The 23,848-nt window shown below is 54.8% G+C and carries 18 protein-coding genes and 1 pseudogene; 12 read left to right on the forward strand and 7 right to left on the reverse strand.

Annotated elements, in window-relative coordinates:
- Nucleotides 1–66 precede the first annotated feature (66 nt).
- Both ACR0AZ_RS13675 and ACR0AZ_RS13680 read left to right on the forward strand, forming a co-directional pair.
- Nucleotides 67–1,374, forward strand: coding sequence for an AAA family ATPase (locus ACR0AZ_RS13675; RefSeq protein WP_480472178.1), 1,308 nt, complete (start codon nt 67–69; stop codon nt 1,372–1,374).
- Entirely contained in the window at nt 1,371–2,477 is a 1,107-nt protein-coding gene (locus tag ACR0AZ_RS13680; protein ID WP_480667669.1) for a ParB N-terminal domain-containing protein, read from the forward strand. The genes ACR0AZ_RS13675 and ACR0AZ_RS13680 overlap by 4 nt, the downstream gene beginning before the upstream one ends.
- A gap of 1,058 nt (nt 2,478–3,535) precedes the next feature.
- Here ACR0AZ_RS13680 and ACR0AZ_RS13685 read toward each other — a convergent pair.
- Nucleotides 3,536–4,411, reverse strand: a complete 876-nt coding sequence (locus tag ACR0AZ_RS13685) for a LysR substrate-binding domain-containing protein (protein WP_480667670.1) — start codon at nt 4,409–4,411, stop codon at nt 3,536–3,538.
- Between the two features lie 121 nt (nt 4,412–4,532).
- Here ACR0AZ_RS13685 and ACR0AZ_RS13690 point away from each other — a divergent pair, with 121 nt between their 5' ends.
- Together ACR0AZ_RS13690 and ACR0AZ_RS13695 are read left to right on the forward strand one after the other, a co-directional pair.
- Nucleotides 4,533–5,282 (forward strand): SDR family oxidoreductase, encoded by a 750-nt coding sequence (locus ACR0AZ_RS13690; RefSeq protein ID WP_480472175.1) that lies wholly within the window; start codon nt 4,533–4,535, stop codon nt 5,280–5,282.
- A gap of 17 nt (nt 5,283–5,299) precedes the next feature.
- The gene (locus tag ACR0AZ_RS13695; protein WP_480472174.1) at nt 5,300–5,689 is read left to right on the forward strand and encodes an ectoine synthase; all 390 of its coding nucleotides are present in this window, start codon (nt 5,300–5,302) and stop codon (nt 5,687–5,689) included.
- Nucleotides 5,690–5,992: 303 nt separating this feature from the next.
- On the opposite strand, the gene ACR0AZ_RS13700 is transcribed toward ACR0AZ_RS13695, so the two are convergent.
- Nucleotides 5,993–7,111, reverse strand: coding sequence for a permease (locus tag ACR0AZ_RS13700; protein ID WP_480667671.1), 1,119 nt, complete (start codon nt 7,109–7,111; stop codon nt 5,993–5,995).
- Between ACR0AZ_RS13700 and ACR0AZ_RS13705 the strand changes: the two genes are divergently transcribed.
- Nucleotides 7,110–7,967 (forward strand): LysR substrate-binding domain-containing protein, encoded by an 858-nt coding sequence (locus tag ACR0AZ_RS13705; protein WP_480472172.1) that lies wholly within the window; start codon nt 7,110–7,112, stop codon nt 7,965–7,967. The two genes, ACR0AZ_RS13700 and ACR0AZ_RS13705, sit on opposite strands and share 2 nt — an antisense overlap.
- Before the next feature lie 264 nt (nt 7,968–8,231).
- Here the strand turns inward: ACR0AZ_RS13705 and ACR0AZ_RS13710 are convergent, their stop codons facing one another.
- Nucleotides 8,232–9,134: a glutaminase gene (locus ACR0AZ_RS13710; protein WP_480472171.1), complete on the reverse strand. Its 903-nt coding sequence runs from the start codon at nt 9,132–9,134 to the stop codon at nt 8,232–8,234.
- A gap of 175 nt (nt 9,135–9,309) precedes the next feature.
- Nucleotides 9,310–10,737 carry an alanine/glycine:cation symporter family protein gene (locus ACR0AZ_RS13715; protein ID WP_480472170.1) on the reverse strand — a complete coding sequence of 476 codons (1,428 nt, stop codon included), beginning with the start codon at nt 10,735–10,737 and terminating at the stop codon, nt 9,310–9,312.
- Nucleotides 10,738–10,974: 237 nt separating this feature from the next.
- Here ACR0AZ_RS13715 and ACR0AZ_RS13720 point away from each other — a divergent pair, with 237 nt between their 5' ends.
- The gene (locus tag ACR0AZ_RS13720) at nt 10,975–11,787 is read left to right on the forward strand and encodes a helix-turn-helix domain-containing protein (RefSeq protein ID WP_480472169.1); all 813 of its coding nucleotides are present in this window, start codon (nt 10,975–10,977) and stop codon (nt 11,785–11,787) included.
- Between the two features lie 72 nt (nt 11,788–11,859).
- Here ACR0AZ_RS13720 and ACR0AZ_RS13725 read toward each other — a convergent pair.
- Nucleotides 11,860–12,366 (reverse strand): annotated as a pseudogene (locus tag ACR0AZ_RS13725) (DUF2165 family protein).
- Between the two features lie 53 nt (nt 12,367–12,419).
- Complete coding sequence (locus tag ACR0AZ_RS13730; protein WP_480472902.1) at nt 12,420–13,058, reverse strand: ABC transporter substrate-binding protein; 639 nt, start codon at nt 13,056–13,058, stop codon at nt 12,420–12,422.
- Nucleotides 13,059–13,217: 159 nt separating this feature from the next.
- Here ACR0AZ_RS13730 and ACR0AZ_RS13735 point away from each other — a divergent pair, with 159 nt between their 5' ends.
- Nucleotides 13,218–13,643, forward strand: a complete 426-nt coding sequence (locus tag ACR0AZ_RS13735) for a hypothetical protein (protein WP_480485023.1) — start codon at nt 13,218–13,220, stop codon at nt 13,641–13,643.
- 17 nt (nt 13,644–13,660) lie between these two features.
- Nucleotides 13,661–18,436, forward strand: a complete 4,776-nt coding sequence (locus ACR0AZ_RS13740; RefSeq protein ID WP_480472167.1) for a glycosyltransferase — start codon at nt 13,661–13,663, stop codon at nt 18,434–18,436.
- Here ACR0AZ_RS13740 and ACR0AZ_RS13745 read toward each other — a convergent pair.
- Nucleotides 18,425–19,480, reverse strand: a complete 1,056-nt coding sequence (locus ACR0AZ_RS13745; protein ID WP_480472166.1) for an NAD-dependent epimerase/dehydratase family protein — start codon at nt 19,478–19,480, stop codon at nt 18,425–18,427. The genes ACR0AZ_RS13740 and ACR0AZ_RS13745 overlap by 12 nt on opposite strands.
- Nucleotides 19,481–19,655: 175 nt before the next feature.
- On the opposite strand from ACR0AZ_RS13745, the gene ACR0AZ_RS13750 reads away from it, so the two are divergent.
- Genes ACR0AZ_RS13750 through ACR0AZ_RS13765 form a run of 4 tightly spaced genes read left to right on the forward strand, consistent with a single transcriptional unit; the run spans nt 19,656 to nt 23,842 of the window.
- Nucleotides 19,656–21,395: a caspase family protein gene (locus tag ACR0AZ_RS13750; protein WP_480472165.1), complete on the forward strand. Its 1,740-nt coding sequence runs from the start codon at nt 19,656–19,658 to the stop codon at nt 21,393–21,395.
- A gap of 2 nt (nt 21,396–21,397) precedes the next feature.
- Entirely contained in the window at nt 21,398–22,090 is a 693-nt protein-coding gene (locus ACR0AZ_RS13755) for a formylglycine-generating enzyme family protein (protein ID WP_480472164.1), read from the forward strand.
- Nucleotides 22,087–22,881: a formylglycine-generating enzyme family protein gene (locus ACR0AZ_RS13760; RefSeq protein ID WP_480472163.1), complete on the forward strand. Its 795-nt coding sequence runs from the start codon at nt 22,087–22,089 to the stop codon at nt 22,879–22,881. The genes ACR0AZ_RS13755 and ACR0AZ_RS13760 overlap by 4 nt, the downstream gene beginning before the upstream one ends.
- Nucleotides 22,882–22,885: 4 nt before the next feature.
- The gene (locus ACR0AZ_RS13765) at nt 22,886–23,842 is read left to right on the forward strand and encodes a UDP-glucuronic acid decarboxylase family protein (RefSeq protein ID WP_480472162.1); all 957 of its coding nucleotides are present in this window, start codon (nt 22,886–22,888) and stop codon (nt 23,840–23,842) included.
- Nucleotides 23,843–23,848: the final 6 nt, after the last annotated feature.

The raw sequence follows: 23,848 nt of genomic DNA on the forward strand, positions 1-23,848 counted from the left end.
AAACCGCAAATCAAGCGTAAATAACGAAAGTGAGAAAAATAGCGTCCAACAAATGAGAATTGAGGCATGTACACGCACGAAGACCTAAACGCATTGCGTACGCAGTCCCTGAAGCTGCAGGGCTGGATTCGGCAGCAAACCTTCAGTCCCGAGATGGAGAAGACCTTACGCCGCTTCTCAAGCTGGGAGGTGTCCGAGCTGATCTTCAAAGTGAATCAGTCGACCTTCCGGGGAAAGCTGGCCGCTGATCCCTCCTTGCCTGGCGGTGAGGTAGAGCCTGATGGGCGTCAGCGCTGGTTCAGCCTGGAAGAAGTCAATGAGTTGCGGCGGAGGCTCAAGATCAATCGCAAGGCGCTAACGCCGCCGCGCCCAGCGGGTAAGCGCGCGATCCGCGCAGCCGTCGCGAACTTCAAGGGCGGCGCTGGTAAATCGACTGTTGCTCTGCACCTCGCGCATGCTGCGGCACTAGACGGTTATCGTGTGTTGGTGGTGGATTTTGACCCACAGGCTACGCTCAGCCATTCGATGGGGCTGACCGACGTTGCCGAAGACTATACGGTTTGGGGCATCATGGCCCGCGATCTGATCCGTGAGACGACACGGATGAACAACCGCCCTGCGGCTGCGGAGTCCGGAACCGCCCTGCCCCGCCGCGAATTGCCACCATCAATTACCGATATGGGCCTTGGTGATCTGCGGATATCGGACTTCATCAAGCAGACCTCGTGGTCGACCATTGACGCGATTCCCTCATGCGCAAACGCAGCCTTTGTTGAATTCGCGTCTGCTCAGTATCGCCATCTGAATCCAGAGTGGTCGTTCTTTGCCGCGGTGTCACGCTATCTGGATCAGATCCCGGACGACGCTTACGATCTGATCCTGTTCGATTGTCCACCCGCGATTGGCTATCAGTCGATGAACGCAGTGTTCGCCGCTGATATGCTCTATATCCCGTCCGGGCCCGGCTATTGGGAATACGATTCAACGACATCGTTCATCGGTCAGTTGGCTGAAGCGCTCGAAGATCTTGCCTATGGCTTCGACAAGACCTTACCCACGGGTAAGATCGGTTTACCCAAGACCTTCTGCGAACTGCGCTTCTTGCTGACTCGGTATGAGCCGGGCAATGCACTTCACACAGCAATGTACGACGCTTTCCGCAAAGTCTTTGGGGATCATCTTGCCGAACACCCGGTTGAAATGACGCGAGCCGTTGAACAATCGGGGCGCTTCCTGAGCTCGGTTTACGAGATGGATTATCGTGAGATGACGCGGGAAACCTGGCGTCGTGCACGGTCGACTTTTGACAACGTTTACGATGAATTCCGGGGCGTTATGTTGTCGGCCTGGGATAAGTTGGAGGATGACGCATGAGCCGCAAACGCAGAATGTTCGATATCGACATGCCAGCGATGGAAGATATCCCGGCCAGAAAAACACCTGACGGAGCGCTTGAAAAGCGCCGTGGTCCAATGGCGGCGGCTATCTCCGAGAACGCAGATGCGTTGCGTGATCAACAGTCTACCGAAGACGCGATCCGTGTTGAGAATGACAGGCTCGCGCATGAACTGGTTCGACTCCGCAGTGAAGGATTGGTGACAGAGCAGGTCGCTCTGGCGGATGTGCTTACCGAACGTCTGACACGAGATCGCAAGCCTGGGCCTGATCCGGAACTGGATGAGTTAAAAGCATCAATTCAGGATATCGGCCTGTCGAACCCGATCCGTGTCGAGCGCCGTTCTGATGGGCGCTATGAGCTGGTACAGGGTATGCGACGGTTGTCGGCCTATCGCGCCTTGCTAGAGGAAACCGGCGATACAGGATATGCGACAATCCCCGCCGGAATTTCAGAGCCGGCGGATTTGAATGACAGCTATCGTCGGATGGTGGATGAAAACCTGATCCGAAAAGACATCTCATTTGCTGAGATGGGATCTTTGGCGCGTGCGTATGCAGATGATCCAACGAACGATTGCCCGGACGTAGACAAGGCCGTGTCTGCGTTGTTCAAGTCAGCAAGCTACACCAAACGCAGCTATATCCGTGCGTTCGCCAGTTTGCTTGCGATGCTCGAGGAGACGCTGATGCATCCGAATGACATTCCGCGGAATGTCGGGGTGGAGTTAAAGCGGAAGCTGGATACTGATCCCGGGTTGATCCATCAGGTCAATACAGCGCTGATGAACGAGCCAGAAAGAGATGGCACTCGAGAGGTCGCCATATTGCGTGGTTTCTTGGCTCAGGAGAATGAAGTCGCAGCGAAACCTCCGGCTGAATCGGTGAGCAAGCCGCGCCGAGCGAAAACCACGTTTCAGGTTACGGGCAGGGCAGGGATCGCCAAATGCTCCGCTTCAAGTGGTCGGTTGGAACTACGCTACAATCTGGATTTCACGCGCGTTGATCGCGCGAAACTGGAACGAGCCGTGAGCGTATTGATTGATGATCTGCGTGAAGAGGATGATCTTACCCATGGGTAAGGCGCAGAGTAGGGTGCTCATTGCGATTGTGTCTAACTATGTCTTTTGGTTCCAATGATCCGTAATGTGGTTGTTTTTATGGTGGGGTGTTCGGCGCTGAAAGAAGTGTGGCACCCGACCTTGGATTAAGTTTCGGAGTTTAGTCACAGGAACGCGTCCTATCGCCTAACAGGTGAAGTTCGAGCGGGTTCAAAGGTGATTGCGGGCCGTTTGGATGCTACCATCGGCAATAGAGGAACTACGTGGTTGTGTCGGTTCTGTATGTAGAAGGGTTTAGAAATCAGTGTAGATAGGGAATCGTATAAGTCAGCATTCGAGTTGCCAAGATTGGCTACATTGACTTGGTTACAGCAATGTGAAGGCAGTGCGCAAAAACCTATTATAATGAGCATTAATGATGTTGCTGCCCGATTCCACCGAGTATTCTCGGGCTCTGTTAGGTTCTGTTGTAAACTGGACGTGTCACGAACCTTTTGGGGGCTGGGTTGACGATCATGCATGTTCCGGCATTTGTTCGCAGCGAGGGTGTTGTCACATTAACTTCCTGCCCAACTCTTCCGGTGAGAGCCGATGTACCAGCTCTGCCAGCCGTTGCTCTGCTTCCAGATCGATATCGGAGCAAGGTTCGACAAACTGCCGAGGTTGACGGCCAGGCTTGGTGCCTTGGCGGCTTGGTCCGGTTGCTGGCTGTGGGATCTTCTTGCGTTGTGAGGGATCCAGGTTTCATACGAAAACCGCAACTTAGAATGACGGAACCGGCTGCTTTAGTTTATTACAACTACCAAGATGACTTAGTGCGTTCAGAACTTTTCAACAGTGCCCCGAATAGCAATCGCCATTCTCAGAAACGAATGCTGTCAGTCCCAGGTCGTTCAACGTTGGAGATACCGACCCCATCCAACTCAAGATTAAGAAAAAATTTGAGAAACGAACGTCACCAGCCTGAACCTGCCATTCGTCACGACGGTTTGATGCTGCGATACGGCCCGTGGTGCCGGGCGCTCGCCACAAGGTCAAACCAAGACGCAGAGCTAAGTTGCACAGCGCGAACCCGAATCTCAAATCGACTTAAGCCACTTCTTGAAAATTCTCACACATTCCCGCTCCTGATCGCCCGGGCGGCAGACGAAGTAGAGCCCACGATCCAGCGGAACACGGCTATCATCAAGACGGATCAGTCGACCAAGTTTCAAGTCTCTCTCTGCCAAGAGATGTCTTGCCAAGGCCACGCCTTGTCCGTCAATCGCCGCCTCCAACAGAACGGCACTGTCGACGTATTTGATACTTTGCGAGTTGATCTGATCTGCGTTCAGCCCGACTTGCACAGCCCAGGTTTCCCATCCAACGTTGAAAGCATCGTGCAATAGTGGGAGAGCAGCCACGTCTTCGGCACGCATTGGTAGCTTTGCTTGGTCAACAAGGGACGGCGCCGCCACGACAATCAGTTCCTCATGTCTTAACTGCTCATGATACAACCCATCCCAGCCGGGTTCTCCGAACCGCAGAGCTACATCGACCTCGGATGTGTCAAAATCTGCATAGGCATCATTTGTGTCCAGCAACAGTGCGATACCCGGATGCTCTTGCTGAAACGAGCTCAGTAACGGAACAAGCCAATTGAGCGCCAGCGATGTGGACAGGGACACTGTAATCGACTGGCGGTGATGTAATCGCTTCACCTCCGTCACGCCCAATTGCAATGCAGAAAACGCGCTGCGTGTCGATTGATGCAGGCGCTCCCCGGCGGTGGTCAGTTCAACGCCATTGGGGCGGCGGTGAAAGAGCGTCACGCCAAGATGCAGTTCCAGCAACTTGATTTGCCGGCTGATCGCCCCGTGGGTAACGTTCAGAACATCCGCTGCCTTAGTCAGGCTGGAATGGGTTGCGGTTTCGTCAAAGGCCTGAAGCGCCCTAAGATGTCTGAGGTTTTCCATCATGTGAGAAAATCTAACAGCAGTGTTCTAAAAACTCGATAGGCACCCTGAAGTTTGAGAAGTTATACTGATCTCAACCTAGTAAATCTCACACCCAATGCGCCCAGAGGGAGTAAACACTATGCCCGAAGTCAAAGTTGCGCTGATGACAGGTACAGGACAAGGCATTGGCCGGGGCTGCGCCATTGAAATGGCAAAGGCTGGCTACAAAGTCTCGCTGATGTCCCCCTCCAACCGTTCTGTCGAACTGGCGGAAGAACTTGGAGGTATAGGTCGCCGCGGCTCTGTTTTGGATGTCGATGATTTGCAAGCGATGATCGATAGCACCATGAGCAGGTATGGCCGGATTGATGCAATTGTCAGCAACATGGGCCACGGCGGAACTGTGCCAGAAGCCATCAAAACCGTCGGCTTCGATCCTGATTTCGATGGGCCGCTATTGGAGCTCAGTGACGCGTTATGGCACGAAAGCCTGGATATGTATGTGCTGAATGTCGTGAAGATTGCCCGTATCGTCACGCCCATTCTGATTGAACAAGGCGGGGGTGCTTTCGTAAACATCTCGTCCATGAATGCGGTTGAGCCACGCGCGCCCTATCCCATGAGTATGTTGCGCGGCGCTTTGCACAGTTTCTCGAAGCTTTACGGGGATCGGTATGCGCGGCACAACATTCGCATGAACAACCTGTTGCCTGGTTTTTGCGAGAACGTGAACCTGTCTGAGGAGGCCCGCAGGTCCATCCCGGCGCAGCGGCCCGCGACGTTCGAAGAAATTGGACAAGCCTGCGTGTTTCTTGCCAGCGATGGAGCTCGGTATATCAACGGTCAGAGTGTACTGTCCGACGGCGGGATGAACCGCGCAGTTCGTTAGAGAATAGGTGATGATAAATGATTGTTACGGCACTCACAGATATCCTTGGTACAGATCGAGACGTTTCCGGTCCGGGTTGGAATAGCAGAAGGTTACTGCTTGCCTCGGATGGGATGGGGTTCTCGCTGACGGATACGATCATCAAAAAAGGTATCGTGCTTGAGCTTGAGTACACCCATCATCTAGAGGCGTGTTACTGTATCGAGGGCCTAGGGCAGATCAGAGCGTCTTGCGATGAAACCTGGCATTCCCTTGAACCATTCGCCCTCTATGCTTTGGATCAAAATGACCGGCACTTAGTGCAAGCGACAGACGCTGATCTGCGACTTGTCTGCGTATTTAATCCACCGCTTAGCGGTCGCGAAGTTCACCGCGAAGACGGAAGCTATGCACCGACGGAATCCTAATGCGCGTAGCTCTGTCTGAGCACTCCCATCCATACAACATGCCGCATCGACCAAGATGGTCTTAGGGTGCAGTGCTGCAGTGGAGAGGCGCAGGCGCCTTACGCCCGGCGCTCCACTCCGGTTATTCACTGCGTCAAGCCAAGCCTCGATGCAGCTTAACCGAACCGGCCATTCGTTGCTCCCTCGATGTCGACGCGTTGCCCGAAGTCGGCGGTGTGCCATGATCTACCTTTCGTGGTGCCGACATCCAGATCTGGTCCAGAATGCTTAGCAACTTTTTTTTCGACAACGGATATCGCAATGCTAACCGAACATTCCAAAAACCCAACCTGCTGCCATTGAGCCACCTACCGCTAGGGAGAGGTAGAGCAAAAACGGTTTCAACTTCAGTACTGGAAAGATCGCCATTGCGCCCCAAATGCTGACGACGCCACCCGATACCAGAAACGCCATCGCTGCGCCGGGCGACATGCCATGATCCATAAGGGAGCGGGTCAGCGGCAAAGCGGCGTATCCATCCAGATAAGCAGGAGCACCAACAATGACCGCCAGCGGTATGGCCCACCATACGTCGCCACCCATGTAAGACGACAAAGCTTCAGGCTCCAACAGGCTTTGCAGAACAAACTCGGCCGCAAAGGCCGGGATTAAGCAAATCAGGACGAGACGCGCTATCGCGACGAACTCGGTCTTAAAGTGACGGCGATACTCCCGTGAACGCCAGACAGCCCATTCGATTTCATTCGCCTGGCAGACCGGCCCGAGGTTTCCGATAAGCGCGTTATCACGCAGCGCCGACTGGGCCCAAGATTGGCTGCGAAGCAGCGCGGTTACCCCTCCTCCTAACAAACCCAGTGCCATAGCGGCAAGCGTTTTGCCGATTGCGAAACTCATCCCCAAGGTAGCGATGGTTGTGGCCAGCATGGCTGGATCGGTGACAGGCGATGACAGCCAGAATGCCATGACAGGTGCCAGCGGAACACCGGCGGCCAACAATCCAGACATTAAGGGCAGAACCGTAACACCGCAGACAGGTGTCACCGCTCCGATCAAAGAGGCTGCAACGATTGTTTTGAGCAGGTTGCCGTTAAACACCTCGGCGATTTGGCCGCTGGCCCCGCTGGCGCTGACCCATGCCGCGATCAGAATTCCGGGAATGACAAGCGGCGAAACCTGAAGCAGGCTGATTGCCACAAACGAAAGCGTCTCCATGGCCTTGGCGGGAAAGGTAACAGAAATTCCCACCATGGAGACAAGCAGCACAGTTATCAGGATTTTCGTTTTTGAGATTCTGGGAGCGAGAGTGCTGTCGTTTGCCATGGCACGTCCTTTCAAAGGCTGCGCTACAAGTAGCAACTTGAGTGAACTCGGAAAATCGAATAGTATTGAAGGCAGGTATAAGAGAATACGAAACCTTGTCATGCCGCATCTGGATAGCGATCTGCTGAGAACCTTCCTTGCTGTCAGGGATACCGGCAGCATTCTCGCGGGCGCGGAGAAAATCCATCGCACCCAGTCTGCCGCCAGTATGCAAATCCGAAAACTGGAGGAGCTTCTGGGTAACGACGTCTTTGTGCGTCACGGTCGAGGCGTGCGTCTGACCACCGTTGGAGAACGGCTTGAGCCAGTCGCCAGAAAAGTCGTAGGAGAGCTCAATGACATCTTTGCGGAGCTAACCGGAATAGAGCTGACCGGGGTGCTTCGAATTGGAATCCCCGACGACCATAGTTCTGAGTTGTTGTCTAAAATCATCGCGGACTTTGCCCGCGACAATCCTAAAGTGGAACTCAATGTACAGCGTTCATTGAGCACTGGCTATTCAGCTGCATTGGCTTCCGGGCAGTTGGATATCGCTGTTCACGAAGTCGCGGAATTAGGCCCCAATATGGAGCCCCTGAAAGATGAACACATTGTCTGGGCAAGATCGCGGGCCTATGCCATTCACGAAGCAGACCCATTGCCTGTTGCGTTGTTTGACCGTGATTGCTGGTGGCGGGACGTAGCGGTGAATGCACTGAATGAAGGCGGCCGCGACTATCGGGTTGTCTATTCCAGTGAAAGCGCTTCGGGCATTGCTGCAGCCGTTCGGGCGGGTGTGGCCATCGGTGTTCTGAACGCGGACATGTTGACATACGACATGGTTAAACTAACCGCCGAGAACGGGTTTCTGCCGCTGCCCGCATCCAAGCTTGTGATTGAGTATGGTCAGAAAAATGATCCTGAGATTTGCGGAGCGATGGCTGATGCAATTCGAGAAGCATTCGGAGCCGTAAGCTAACCAGCACTATACTGATGGCGAGCTAGTCGCGACATATCGTCGACTGCCCCGCTTCACGCAGGTGAAAACGACCCAAAGCGATCATTAGATACGGTGCTGTCATTCTGCGGTCGCAACCGCGATTGCCACCATTTGTTGGACGGGCAGAACCAGGGTGCCGCGCGGCGTCATGTGCTACGGACAATCTGTATCTGGGTATTATCTCGACAAGTCGAATTCAGTCTTCTCATTACTTTTAGACGGCTAAAACCATCTTGGAGCTACCTAAAAGACCGACCAATTTGTCGCTTGAGAGAGCATTGAAGCAGCGCGTGTTCCGGCATGCGAATTGCCATAAGTATTCAGCCCAGGAGACCACAATGCGATAGAAGCGATTTTTGGTGCGATAACAAGCAAACCACCACCAACACCGCTCTTTCCGGGCAGACCCACCCGGAAAGCGAAATCACCCGAACCGTTGTAGTGTCCGCAAGTCATCATCAGAGCGTTTACCCGGCGGGCATGATGTCGCGAAATAACGCGAGGAGCGCCATCCAACCCAGCAAGAATGCGGCCAGCCATTGCCAACTGTTTGGTCGTCATTTCGATCGCACATTGATGAAAATAAACCCCAAGCGTAAGTTCCGGTGAATTAAAGAGGTTCCCATGGGATTTGAGGTAATGCGCAAGCGCAATGTTTCTGGATCCGGTCGCCTGTTCGGACGCGGCTACCCTGCGATTGATATGAATTTCGTCTGATCCGGCCATTTGCCGAACAAGTCCAAGCATTTCTGAAAGTGCAATTTTAGGCTCTCGCTTGGATAGCAAAGCATCCGTGGTAACAATCGCGCCAGCGTTGATGAATGGATTGCGAGGTCGACCTTTCTCGATTTCCAATAGTACGACAGAATCGAAAGTGGCCCCCGATGGTTCTCTGCCAACCCTTTTCCATAGTTGGTCCCCCACTCGCCCAAGCGCTGCCACAAGCGTAAAGACCTTTGATACACTCTGTATGGAAAATGGTGTGTCAGCCGAGCCCGCGCTAAACACATGCCCATCGTTCAGGCATACGCTTATCGCGAACTGCTTTGGGTCAATTTCAGCAAGTTCGGGAATGTACTGAGCCGTTCGCCCCCAGTCATCCTGTTTGAATATTTCAGCCGCAATGTTCTGCAACACATCGTTCATTAGGATCCCCTCACGCGTTGGCCGCATGTCGGGCCTGATTTCATGTGCAATTCGGACCGGAAATTTCTGTTTCCTCTAATACAACAAAGAACCTCGCCAAAACTGGCGAGGTTCAAGTTAGTTAGAGCTCGAGCATTGAAGACGAACATAAATCCGTCACGCTCCTTTGTGGAAATCAGTCTTTCACTTTCCCGGTCCATGCCGTGCGATCGATGTCCAGATCAGGAAAATCGTCTGGGTTCAGAACTGGGCGTTCCACACCTGCTGCAAGCTGCTTACGGAAGTCTTGCAAGATGCGGAGGCATGTCGGCAGCAGCATCATGATCACGACAAGGTTGACCAGGGCTAGCAGGCCCATTGCGGGGTCAGAAAATGCGAACACCGATGTCGCACCCGGCGCTGTCGCCCCAAGAAACACGATACCCATAATAGCAACGCGCAGAACGTTGATCGCCATGGGGTGTTTAGTAATCACGGTCAGCGCGTTTTCACCCAGATAGTAGTTGTAGATGATCGAACTGAACGCGAACAGCAGGATGATGAACGTCAGGAAATACTGGGTCCACTCGCCCAGATGGCTTACCAACGACTGCTGCGTCAGGACCACCCCATCGATATCTGCACCGGGCTGATAGACGTCGCTCAGCAACACGACCAAAGCGGTGCATGTGCAGATGACAATCGTGTCGATGAAGACCGAGAACGACTGGGTGATACCCTGGCTGATCGGGTGACGTACATCCGCTGTTGCGGCCACGTTCGGAGCCGAACCCAAGCCGGCTTCGTTCGAAAACAGACCACGTCGCAGACCGTTCGCAATGGCCGCGCCCATGCCGCCACCGACTGCTTCTTCCCAACCGAAGGCGTTCGCAATAATCGAGACGAACACACCCGGTACGTCAGCGATGTTGATCAGGATGATCACAAAGGCCATCAGCAGATAAGCCATTGCCATGATAGGAATAACCACATCCGCTACTTTGGCAATCCGATGAATGCCGCCAAAAACCACGAAGCCGGCAATCACTGTGAGCACTGCACCGGTGACAAAACGGCTAAGGCCAAGGCTTTCTTCTGCAGCGCCTGCAACCGTGTTGCCTTGGAATGCGTTGAAACCGATGGCAAAGGACGCGATCAGGCAGATCGCATAAACAATGGCCAGCCAACGGTACTGCTGACCAAGCCCGTGTATGATGGAACGTGCGGGTCCGCCGCGGAAATCTCCATTTTCCTGACGACGCTTATAAAGCTGCGCCAGCGAGCATTCGACCAAGCTGGTAGCCATACCGACAATCGCGATCGCCCACATCCAGAACACCGCGCCCGGGCCACCAAGCGTAATGGCAACCGCAACCCCGGCGATGTTCCCGCCACCAACGCGACCGCCGACCGACACCAATAGCGCCTGCCTAGCCGAGATGGCATTAGGATCAGCGCTTTGGTTGTTTGAAGACAGCACACGGAACATGCGCTTGAAAAACTGAAACTGAACGAAACCGGTCAGTAGAGTGATGAAGACGCCGAAGATGACAAGAATTGGTACAAGCGACCAACCCCATGTCAGGTCATTGATGGCGCCGAACAGGCCGTCGAAAATTCCCATGTTTCCTATGTTTCCCTGTTAGTGATGACCATGCGCCGTGGGCAATGGTCTGATCGCCGCACCGCATCAAGTCTGGTAGCACCGGGCCCGCGTTCGACTCAATTTGGTGAGGTGATGCAACCAGTTGCAAAAAGGTCTTGCATGAGCGCCAGATAGCGCCACATTATTGTCCGGTGTTGATCAAAATATCTGACGTTTTCGGATTCGGTGGTCCGAAAAGAAGGGAGCAGGCCAAATATGACGGATGATTTCCAACGGAACCTGAGGTTGCTGACGAACCATTTCAAGTCTGTGGCCGAGGTTTGTCGTCAGCTGAAGATCAACCGGTCGCAGTTCAACAAATACCTCAATGGTGCCTCTCGGCCATCGCAACATGCCCTTGCGAAGATCTGCGATTTTTTTGGTGTCGAAGAAGGCGAGATATTACTTCCGCATGATAATTTTGCGGAACTGGTTCGACTTCGGCGTGACGCCAACGTTGGCCCATTGGCCTATTCTGCCTATCTGGAACAATTGGCCAGGCGCTCTCGCAATGATCTGTCCCGGTATGATGGTTTCTACCACGAATATTCCTATGCCATGACATATCCGGGATTGATCTTGCGGACTCTGGTACGACTGTCGACAGAAGGAGGTGTCACGCGTTACTCGCGCATCGAAAACATGGCGATCAAGGGCCGGGACAAGGCCCGCATGCATGGTCGCTATAACGGGCTGGCTTTCTACCTGAACGACCGCATCTTTCAGGTCGATTTCGATGCGATCACTGGCGAAGAAATCAGTCAGACAATTCTTTATCCTAATTTCAAGAACCGTCACAATCGGCTTCCCGGACTGAAGCTCGGAGTCTCGACCAGCAGTTCCAGAGAACCGCTTTGCGCGCGCGTTCTCTATTGCTTCCTCGGAAAAGAAACCAACATTAAGGACGCTCTTAAGGCGTGTGCAGTTTTTGAACCTGACGATCCGGAAATTGATCGATCAATAGAGATGATGGTAAGAAACACAATGAACATCGACGATTCACACTTTCGTGTAATGAGCGACTTGTAGGATCGGTCAAAACGATGTTGCTGAATAACTAGTGCGGTGCGAATCCACATCATAGTGTTCCATGTCCTAACGTCAGGCAAAATAGATGGCCAGTGCGATCAGTCCAACGCTATTGGCAAGGCCCCAAAGCAACATTTGGAGATGAGTATTCTGACCTCCTTCATGCCCGAACCAGTGGCAGAAGTAATTCCCTGCGATAAGAAATCCGGCCCAGGTGGTACAAAACAGCAATGCGCCAATCAGGCCCAGCGACAACCCCACTGAAATGATGACAATGCCTAAGGCTGCGCCCGCCAGTGCTCCAACACCAAGCCAAAGCCCGGCGACGGTCAGCAACTCCCAGCCGACAATGAACGAGAACAACCGGCGTCGGATCTTTCAGTTGGTGAGGTGCCAGTAAGCAACATGTACGTAGGCTTCTGGATATTCCTCACGCATACGTTCCATATCCATAACCTGCGCTGTATAGGTTTCGTTTAAGAACGGGTGAAACACATTCTCAAACTCACCTATCGTTAGCCAGGCCGCCATGAATGCCAAGTTGACGCACCCGGTAACAAGTAAAACAGTATCCAGCATCTCTTATCCGTGGATTTCGCCCGCCCGGGACCGGCCCGGACAAGCAGCTAAGTTCAGGATTCCCAGTACATGTATTGTGGGTAAATTTCATTGGAGATATGCACTGCAGCTCCTTTTAGATTGCTGTTGCGGTGATTATGTAGCGACCACCAGTAGGGCTGAATGATGACGCCCTCGTCGACCGTGATCTGTTCCAGCTTGGCCATGATCTCGCACCGGGCGTCCGGGTTTGGCGTCGCCAAAGCTTGATCGACCATCGCGTCGAACTCGGTATTCTCGAAACCGGTCTCGCTCCAGCTTGCTCCGCTTTTGTAGGCAAGCGCGAAAGTCTGGATGCCAAGCGGACGGTGGTTCCAGTTGGTGACCGAGAAGGGGTAACTCGCCCATTCGTTCCAGAAGGTCGAAGACGGGTAGACCGTGCGTTTCACGTTTATGCCCGCATCGCGCAGCTGGCCGGCGATCGCATCACCCGTGGCCTTCCAGAATGCGCTGTCGAGCGTAACGAGGTCGAATTCGTAATCGCTCATCCCGGCCTCTTCCAACAGGGCCAGGGCAGCTCCGGCATCGCGCTTCGGAGCACTGATGTCGGCATATTCAGGATGTTTGGGCGAGACGTGATGGTTTTCTGCGACGCTGCCGAGGTTGTTATAGGCGAGCTCCAGAACTGTGGCGTCGTTGACCGCCTGTGCCAGCGCGCGGCGTAGAACAGAACCGTGCTATCCTTCCCTCTGCCGGATCAGATCCCTACCTGGCATTGATCGCAAAGCGATGAGCGGTCCAATTGCAAAAGGTTGACTGGGAACTCGCGCAAAGGTCATACTCATATTATTTCATATGTACGAGGTGGACCGATGGCAAAACCATCCAGACCACGGAATTTGAGGAAGAAGATTTTGATGGGCGTGGCTGTATCGGCCATTCCGTTGGCTGGGTGCGATCTTATCGATGCAATTGAGTCTTCATCGGGTGGTCCAACCCCTAGCATAACCGCATCTCCGGACGAGATTGCAGCATTTGAAGCAGCGAAATCTCAGGGTACCGTGGCATCGGTCGAACAGTTTCTGCGCGGTTATCCTGACAGCATGCTGGTGCGAAAACTGCTGCAAGATCAATCGCCAGCTACCCTTAGCCGGATTAGCGACGCTGTTGTTCAGGGTTTAAGCCCTGCGGTTGTAAGCTCGCTTTCACCCGGCGTAAAACAAGCTCTTGGGATACAGGTGGATCGCGGTGATGGCGGCGATGGGCGTGAAGGCGCGTCTGACGGCTATAGCGGATAGCTCCCGAATATCAGCGCGTGAAACCTGATACCTCTTCCATTGAAAGCAGCAATTTGCTCTCGGTTTCCGTAATCGTAACCAACTACAATTACGGACACTATCTTCAGGCGTGCCTGGACAGTTTGTATGCTCAGACCTGCGTGCCGGACGAGATCATTGTGGTAAATGATGGCTCAACCGATGGCAGCTCCGAAATATTGGCGCTCCAGCAGGGGATCACCGTGATTGATCAACCCAATGGCGGGCAGGCAGCGGCGTTCAATGCTGGTTTTGCCGCCAGCCACGGTAAGATCGTGATGTTCGTTGACGCAGATGACAAGCTTGAACCGCAGGCGATCGAGGTTGTGCGCCGGTTGTGGAGCGACGAAATATCGGCTTTGTCCTTTGGGCTTTGCATGATCGACGGTCAGGGGCGAGGGATCGGGCAATATGCAATGGACTTGCCTGACGACGATCTTCTGGGCCGGATGCTCAGCCAACTGACGATTCCGTTCATGCCCACCAGCGGAAATGCCTTTCGCCGTGACGTTGTTGCTTGGGCCTTTCCTCTGCCCACGGAACGCTGGCGCATAAGTGCAGATGCGCTGCTTATTCGGGTGGCGGTCCTGGCGGCCCCGATCCGGCAAATCCGGCAGACGCTGGGGGCATATCGTGTTCATGGGCAGAACAACTATTTCCGCAGTGGCGTCACAGGCCCGTGGCGGGCCAACCGCGGTTTGCGTGACATTGCGCAGGCTGGCTTGGACCTTATCGCGTTGTCTGATCGCGCAGGGCGTGATTTGTCGCGTTCCGATCGCACGAAATTGCTGTTTGCGGCGTCGCGATGTCAGATGAAGGCCGAAAACCTCGTGTTTGACACGGGATCTCTGGCTGCATTTAGGAAACGAGCATTGTCGCTTGCTCAAGGCGGGCGAGTAACCTCTAGCCTGTGGCTTTATCTCACCTGCGCCCGTTTCAGCCGAACCATCAGGAAATGGAGTGTTGATCCCCGGTATCAACGACGTTTCTTGCGCACTGCACTCGATATTCTACGAGGCCGCAGATTGACCCGCGATCTTGCCGCGCCTGGAGCCACTCGCACACCTTTTGAGGCCCGTCTGTCGCCGGAATCTGAACCGCCCCAGGATCCCATGGAGTGGCTGACAGGTCCGGAGTGGTCCCGTGATCACAGCACGGGTGGTGCTGACCTGAGTGCCGGGAGAGGGCGGTTCAGCTTTGCGCGGGTCTGGTCCGGACCCGCCAAGCTTAGCTTGGATGTTGTTCCGCGTTCAGATCTACCCGTTGAGATCGCAGTCTTTCACAATGGATTGCCAGTGGGATCTGAAGAAGTCATATCGAAGAAAACTATAACAGTCGTGCTGCCCGAAGCAGCAAGGTTGCCTCCCCCCCCGGATGATATTGAGCTACGGATTACGGATCAGTTTCCCGGGCGATTTGGCGTGTTTTCCAGGATTTGGCGCAAAGCCCATCGCCTGCAAATCCAGCGCATCGGGTTGGAGCCGGAGCCAGCTGAACCAGCTTCAGCTGTCGTGCCGGTGGCTGGCAGTGCTCTGATGTCGGGTTTTGGGGATGTGGTGCAGACGAAAAATGGTCACGTGTTGTCGGGCGAGCGGTTGATTGGTTCTGGCGAGGCACTGTCACTGGCTGTGCCGCCCCTAAAGCCGCCCTTTTGCCTGCAGTTGAGTTTTTCACCGGATCAAGTGCCAGGGTCTTTGACAATTGGAATACGTGACGCGGTATACCACGCTGAAATCGGTCCTTCGGGACAGTGCTTGATCGAAATTCCACATATGATGGACGTTTTTGACAGCCCGGCCGTGCTGAGATTTGACCTGCAACCACAGGAATTCCTGGATGACCCGGTCATCGAAATTCAAAGCATGTCTTGGCTACCCGAGGGTCCGGTTGGGCGGTATGAGTTGCCTGCACTGGTTCCGGGTGGCTGGGCTGGTCCGGGCACAGGGAGGGCCTTGTCGTCGTTCCTGTCCGATGGCTGGATGCATGATCCGGACGGCACCGCGATGATGTTTGGAAGCACCGCACAGATTGTGGTGTCGCAGGCGGCTGTTCGCACCGGTTCCGTTCTGCGCCTTGATCTGGAGCCTTTGGACCCAATCGCGCTGCGGGATCGGCTGGTGCTGGTGATCAATGTGGGCGGCACTGCCCGAGCAACGGTACAGCTAACCGGGGCGGGAATTGTCGAAGTCGATCTTGACGGCGTTCTGGCGGGCCCCCGGCATCGGATAGAAATCGATATCTACGCCGCTACTCGCCCACAGGATAACCAAGATGACGGGCTTGTCGGAAACCACGGTGGTCTGCGGCTGAACCGGATTGGAGTTGCTGCCGACAACGGGCAAGAACAAGCGCTGGCTCAGCCCGTCCCGGCTTTGCCGGATATGCAGGTCGCGCGCATTCTGAAACAGCTGCGGCAAGCGTTGCGGCAAGGGGCCGATTATTCAAAACTCGAAGCATTCAGAGACGAGCTGACCGCCGCTATTTCTGCGCTTAGCCCCTCAGCCGCATTTGGTGGGCTGGCAGCGAATGACTTGGATATGCTGACGCAATTGTCGGCAAAACTTCCAAGCTGCAAACAAAAGTTTGAACCGCTGGATCGGGCTGATTGGTTGCGTGATCTGGCGCTTCGAATGCTGCAGGGTCCCGGATATATAACTCTGCAGGGAACAGAGCTGACCGCCTTGCCCGAGCTGACGCCGGATTTCGCCCGGATACTTGGGGCTTACCTCGTTGCCGATCCAGTTGCTGGCACCAAGAAATCTGAATTACAGGCCTATCAGGATCACTTGGTTTCGATACTGTCTCAGGCGCGCGAAGTTATCGCCAATAGCCCGGAAAACAGCCCCCTTGGTCTTTTGGCGGGGCAGGTGGTTACATCCTTCCGCGCCCGGCAGTTGCTGTTCAGTGATCTGCCGCTGCGACCGCATGTTCAAGCTTTTGCACAGGCGCTTGAGGCCAAGCTGCTGAGGGCCGGGTTCGATTTGTTCGCGCCGCAAACCCGTGCGCGCGGGCCGCGTCGTGGCCCGTTCAGAATTGGGGTGGTCCTGCACAACACGAAACCTTCGCCTGAGACTTGGATATGGCGCGCATTGTTACGCAAGCTCTCTGCTGACCGGGTCGAAGTGACGCTGTTTTTGACAGAACAGAATGCGGCCCCCGACTCGGGCTTTGAAGGCTGTCGGGTGGTCGGCCTTGCCGGGTATTCCCTATCCGAGACGGTGGTCTCCATTCGCAGAGCTCAGGTGGATGTGATGCTGCTTGGTGCCAATTTTTATGGCCATTGCTTCATGGCCGAGCTTTGCGCGCATCGATTGGCGCCAAGGCAGATTGCATTGTCGGCGGTTTTCCCGGCGACTACCGGATTTGCCAGTGTTGACAGTTTTGTTCTTGGTAAATCCGTGGCCCCTTCATGCGCTTCCGATGACTATACTGAGACGATACATTGGGCCCCCGGCGCTGGGCAGGCGTTCGACATACCTCCGGCACCCAGGGTGAATGTGGATGCGATACAGGTGACTCGTAAGCGAGTCGGCATCGATGCTGGGGCGGTAATGCTTGTCAGTGGTGCAATGACGGACAAGATAGGCGCGGAAGTTCTACAAGTCTGGACCCGCGCGTTGGCAGCCGTTCCCGAGGCTGTGCTGGTGCTTTATCCTTTTGCCGCCAGCTGGCAGCAGACCTATGACGGATCGATTTTCAATGCCCGAGTGGCAGAGGCCTGTAAAACCGCCGATGTCGATCCGCGCCGGATCCGCATCCTCCCTCCGATCCCGAATGCAGAAGTCAAACAGGTGTTGGTTGCAGCGGATTTGTATCTGGACAGCTTCCCGTATTCCGGGGCAACGACCACGGTTGAAGCGTTGCAATGCGGTCTGCCCGTTGTTGCCTTGCAAGGTAAAACGCAGCGCGGACATCAAGCTGCAGGTTGGCTGGCAGAATTCGGGCTGGGTGATCTGATTGCCAATTCGCATCAGGCCTATGTGGATATTGTGGCTGATCTGGCTGGTGATCCCGCCCGCTTATCTGAGGTGCGAGCCCGGATTGCGGAAAGTCGGGAAACGGCGATGAAGCAGCACGAATTCGCGCGCTGGTTTGAGGACCTGCTGCTGCCCAAGTCCCAAGGCGGCCCGGAGCCGCGTTATCTGTTTCACCACATGCCAAAAACAGGCGGCACCAGTCTGAAGCGGATCTTCAGCAGTTGGTTCGAACTGGCCGAAGATTATCGCGCGCCCTGGGCCTATATCATGCCACCAGCCTTGGATCTGGATAGTTTGGGAGCGAAGACGATGCTATGTGGTCATTTTGCAGCCGATCGGGCCCGGTTGACGGAAAGATATCCGCAAACTGCCAACTCAGATCGCTGGCGCAAAATCACTTTTCTGCGTGACCCGCTGGAGCGTGCGATTTCAATTCACGCCTATGAAAAGAAACTGCGGCTCGACTATGATCAAACCTATCAACCCGTCCCGCTGGGAGAGTACCTGCGGAGCAACGAAGGGATCTTTCTGACGCATTTCGAGTGTGATGAAAGCAACTGGCGACAGGTGCTGGACAGTTATTGGTTTGTCGGCACGCTCGAACGGATACCTGCGTGTATGGACTATTTGGCAGCCAAGCTCGGCAAACCTGCACCGGATGTGCTGCCGCATGAAAACGCAAGCTTGCGAACCGAGGACGCGACAGAGGAAGACATCGCCGTATTTCGCGCGAACAACGCCATCGAATTCGAGATATATGACGCCGTGTCTGCGCGTCTGGACACGTTATTGCCCTAACATACGCGCGATCAGGTCCCGTGCTGAATAACGTGGTGCCCAGCCGGGGTAATCGGTTTGAAACGAGCGTGTATCCGAAATCCACCACTGATGATCACCATAGCGGGGTTCGGGGTTAATCCGGCGCGGCACTTCGCGGCCTAGCAGGTCCTGTGCGATATCCAGCGCCTCGATTACAGAAACCGAGCTGCCACGCCCGCCGCCCATGTTATAGACGCCCAAAAGTTTGTTGCCCTGCATGACGCGCACGAACGCCTCGGCCAGATCATCTGCATGTAAATTATCGCGCACCTGCTTGCCGCCATTGCCGATCACTTCATAACATTCGCCACGTAAGGCGGTCCGACAGAGGAAGGACAGAAACCCGTGCGCTTTGGAACCGCTGTGATCCTCGCCCGTCAGACATCCAGCCCGGAACACCGCAGCTCTCAGGTCAAAGCGGGTGGCATATTCCTGAACCATCAGATCTGCCGCAGTTTTTGATACTCCGAACAGGCTGTGCTGTGTCTGATCGATGGACATGGATTCATCGATACCATGTGCGTAAAACGGGTGGTCCGGCGAAGGTTCCAACCGGCTGTCATGTTCCTGCAATGGCAGCAGATTAGGACGGGTGCCGTAGACCTTATTCGTGGATGTAAAAAGAAATGCCGCGTCCGGAGCGAAAGTGCGGCACGCGTCAAGCAAGTTCAAAGTTGCAGTGGCATTGATGGCGAAATCGGTGAAAGGATCACGCGCCGCCCAATCATGCGAAGGCTGCGCGGCTGCGTGGACGACCACAGCCAGACCCCGACCGATCTTGCGAAACAAGGCTCTGATTGCCTCGTCGTCGCGAATATCCAGATTGTAGTGCTGGTAACCTGGGCAGCTGGCGGCAAGCGCTGCCTGTTTACCTGCATTGCTGGCGGCGTCCCCAAACAGCACCCGCCGCATATCATTGTCTATGCCGACAACGTCAAACCCCAACGCCGTAAATCTGCGCACAGCAGCAACCCCGACAAGTCCCAGTGATCCGGTCACAAGGGCCAGGCTGTTGGTGGTCACGGGCTGGGTCTCCGGCTGTCTCTGAATGTGTTTAAATTCTAATATCTTTGTCGCTAAACCTACCGTTTTCGCGTATAAGGAACAAGCTACTTTAAGGCTTTACAGATGTTCGACTATTCGGTTCTGGATGGTGTGGCTTAGAATTTTAATAATCTCAACGCTTTTTTTTCAAGCGTTGACAGATGACGTATTTGCTCAGTCTGCCGGACCGGGGGCGGGCAAGCGGGTTGCGTTTGTCGTTGGCAACTCGGCCTATCAGGGCACTCTTGGCAAGCTGCGAAATCCAGTCAACGACGCCACAGATGTTGCCACCAAGCTTGAAGAGCTTGGGTTCGAGGTCATACTCGCCACCGATCTGAGCCTGCACGCTTTCCGGGCCTCACTGCTGAATTTCGCAACCGAGATTGAAGGCGCAGATACATCGTTGTTTTTCTATGCAGGACACGGTGTGCAGGTGAACAATGAGAACCACCTGATTCCGGTGGATGCCCAAATAAACCGCGACCGCAACCTGTCTGACGAGACGATTACAGTAAACCGCGTGGTTGGTTTGATGAACCAATTCACCGAAACATCGATTGTTCTGCTTGACGCCTGCAGGGACAATCCGCTGACCAGTGATATACCGATAGGCGGGCAAGTGGACGGGTTCGGGCGGGGCCTGGCACGGGTGAGGGCGGATGGGGGGTCGTACATTGCCTTTGCGACAGCACCGGGGAATGTCGCGTATGACGGCGAGGGGCGTAACAGCCCGTTTACCACGGCTTTGTTGAAGCACATCTCGACGCCTAACACTGATATTCGTCTGATGATGGCTGACGTGCGGCGCGATGTCTTTGCAGCTACGCAGCAACGGCAATTGCCGTGGGAGAATAACTCGTTAATCGGTCGTTTTTTCTTTGATGAAAACAGTACGCTGCAACGTCTGGACAGCAGCGCCCGCACCGAGGCTGAGGCGTGGCAGGCGATTGCCAGCACGAACCGGCGCGAGGATTACGCAGCTTTTCTGCAAGCCTTTCCTGACGGGAATTTCGCTTCGGTGGCGCGTCTGAAAATCACCGCGCTGGAACAATCCGAGGAACGCGCAAGCGCGGCGCAGTCGGGATTTGTCCGGGCGCGGGCGACCAATACCGAAGAAGAATGGAACAATTTCCTACAAACGTTCCCCGAGGGGATATTGGCCGATATTGCCCGCGAAGAACTGCAGGAATTGCAGGACGAGATCGAGCGCAACCGCATGACGCTTGAGGAAATCCACTGGCGCTCTATCGAAAACTCTCATGCGGCTTCGGATTTCCGCATGTTCCTGTCGCTCTATCCTCAAGGCGCGTTCTCCGACCTGGCGCAACAGCGCCTCGAAGCGACCCTGCGCGCCGAAGAGATCGTTGCCTCACTGGCTGACGGAGCCTTGCCCGAAGATGTCAGTGATGTTCGACTTGAGCGGGAAATCAAGCGCAAGGTGACGCAGATACCAGTGCAGTTCATTCAATACGGTTTGAATGCGCTGGGGCATCAGGTCTCTGATATCTCCGGCGTTCTTGATGCCCCGACGCGCCGGGCGGTACGCAATTATCAGGCCACCATCGGTGCCTCGCAAACGGGCCGTCTTACACCGCAACAGATCGTGGATCTCCTGCTATCGGCTGCGGCGCTGGGCGACAGTCATGCGTTGACGGCAACGGGGATCATGCTGACCGCGGGGCAGGGATTGCGCAAGAACGAGAAGATGGCACGCCTGTGGCTGGACCGGGCGGCAGATCAGGGCAATGGGCTGGCGATGGCCAATCTGGGCATCCTCTATCGCGATGGATTAGGGGGTGAGCGCGATCTGTCCAAAGCCCGATCCTTGCTGACCGTTGCCGTGACATTGGGTGTTGAAGGGGCCGAACCGGTTTTGCGGAGCCTTGGAAATTGAGAGTGTACGCGATCCTATTGATCGGGATCATGCCCGTTTTGGCTGACGCACAGCTTCTGTTGCCGACCCCTGAACTTCGTGTTGAAAAAGACTGCGATATCTGCCCTGAGATGGTGATCCTGCCGGACGGGTTGTATATGTCCCGCGCCCCGGTGATGGTTGAAGAATTCCGCGCTTATGTTCAGGAAACCGGCTACAAAAACGCTGGTTGGGGGTGCAAATGGAACTTTCCGGGTTTTGAACAGGGTCCGCGACACCCGGCGACTTGCATCACCTATGAGGGGGCCGAAACCTATGCCGATTGGCTCAGCGACAAGACTGGCAAGCCTTATCGACTGCCCACCGCCGAAGAGCTGACTTACGCGGTGATGGCGTCGGCAACGACAAACTATTGGTGGGGTCAGCAGATTGGGCGGGATCGCGCAACGTGTCTGGGGTGCGGTCGGGCGCTGGACGCCGTGGGGACAACCCCCGTGGACAGTTATGAGGCCAATCCCTTTAACCTGCTGGATGCCGTGGGTAATGTCTGGATCTGGACAAGTGATTGTGTGTCCGCTGCGTGCGAGGAACGGCTTCTGCTGAGCGGGGGCTGGTCAAGCCCGCCATCGGATCTGAGGATGACCAAAAGCATTTTCAACAGCGTAACGGTACCTTTCAATACCTATGGCATTCGTGTGGTGAGGGAGTTCGAATGACACATATAAGTTGGTTTTTCCACGTCCTGATTTTCTGTTTTGCCGGGGGCATTGCATGGGCGCAGAACGAGACAAGCTCGGGTAATGTCTTTCGCGATTGTGATAGCTGTCCCGAGATGATCTTGTTGGAAAATGGCTCTGCTATCGCCGCAACTTTGATCACCCGCGCACAATTTGCCGAGTTTGCTGCAGAAACCGAATTACCCGGCGATGAAAGCTGTTTTATCCGTATCGCCAAACGATGGAAGAACACACCCGGCAAAGGCTGGTCTGACCCGGGGTTTGAACAGGGGCCGGATCATCCTGCGGTTTGCATGAACTGGCTTGAGGCCACAGCATATACGGACTGGCTTAGCGAGAAGACTGGTCAGTATTACCGTTTGCCAACCTACGAAGAATCCGTAGCCGCCACGGCGGCGGGGGCGGAAACGGCCTTTTGGTGGGGTGATGATTTCGCCGAAATCTGTGACCGCGCGAACGCCGCAGATGCCAATTTCAAAGCTGCTTTTCCTGAAGATGGCCGGAAGTTTCTGACCTGCGACGACGGGTATACCTATACCTCTCCGGTCAGGGCCTTTCCGCCCAATCAACTGGGTCTCTATGATGCGGTAGGCAATGTCTGGCAATGGACCAACACCTGCTTCAAAGGCGACTGTTCAAATGCGGTTTTTCGTGGTGCCTCGTGGGTAGTGCCCGCTAAAAACCACTTCCGCAACGACGGGCAATGGGCCGACAGGATTATTCTGCGCAATTCGGCGGTAGGTTTCCGCGTCTTACGGGACGCGCAATAGCCGGATGCCGCATCTCAGAGACAGCACCAAGAAAATTCTGGTCACAGGCGGTGCCGGTTTCATTGGCTCGCGTCTTGTGGATCGGCTGCTGGCACAAGGCCACGATGTTCTGTGTGTCGACAATCTGTTCACCGGGTCCAAGCGCAATATCGCGCATCTGCATTCAAACCCGAATTTCGAGTTCATGCGCCATGACGTGACCTTGCCATTATATGTCGAAGTGGATGAGATCTATAATCTCGCCTGTCCTGCCTCGCCGGTACATTACAAACATGATCCGGTTCAAACCGTTAAGACATCGGTACATGGCGCGATCAATATGCTGGGTTTGGCCAAACGGTTGGATGCGCGAATTTTTCAGGCGTCAACGTCGGAGGTCTATGGTGATCCCGCGACGCCGGAGCAATCCGAAGATTATTGGGGGCATGTTAATCCGATCGGGCCGCGCTCTTGTTATGACGAAGGGAAGCGTTGTGCCGAAACTCTATTCTTCGACTATCATCGGCAGCATGGGTTAGACATAAAGGTCGCCCGGATTTTTAATACTTATGGCCCGAACATGCATCCTGCTGACGGACGGGTGGTTTCGAATTTCATCACGCGTGCATTAACCGGTAAACCGCTGATCATCTATGGTGATGGCAGCCATAGCCGTTCATTTTGCTATGTGGATGATCTTGTCGACGGCATTATGGCGCTAATGGGGACCGATGCTGGAGTGACCGGTCCGCTCAACCTGGGAAACAGGCAGGAGATCACGATATTACAGTTGGCTCAGCGGGTGTTGTCACTCACGGAATCGCCCTCGGGGATTGAGTTTCAGGACACTACACCAGATGACCCAAGACGTCGCCGACCGGATCTTACCCGCGCCAAGGCCGTGCTTGACTGGACCCCGCAGACTGATCTTGATGAAGGGCTACGGCGTACCATCGCGTATTTTCGGGGCAACTCCGGTTGAACTGCA

It is taken from the genome of Ruegeria sp. BE3 (assembly GCF_056538865.1).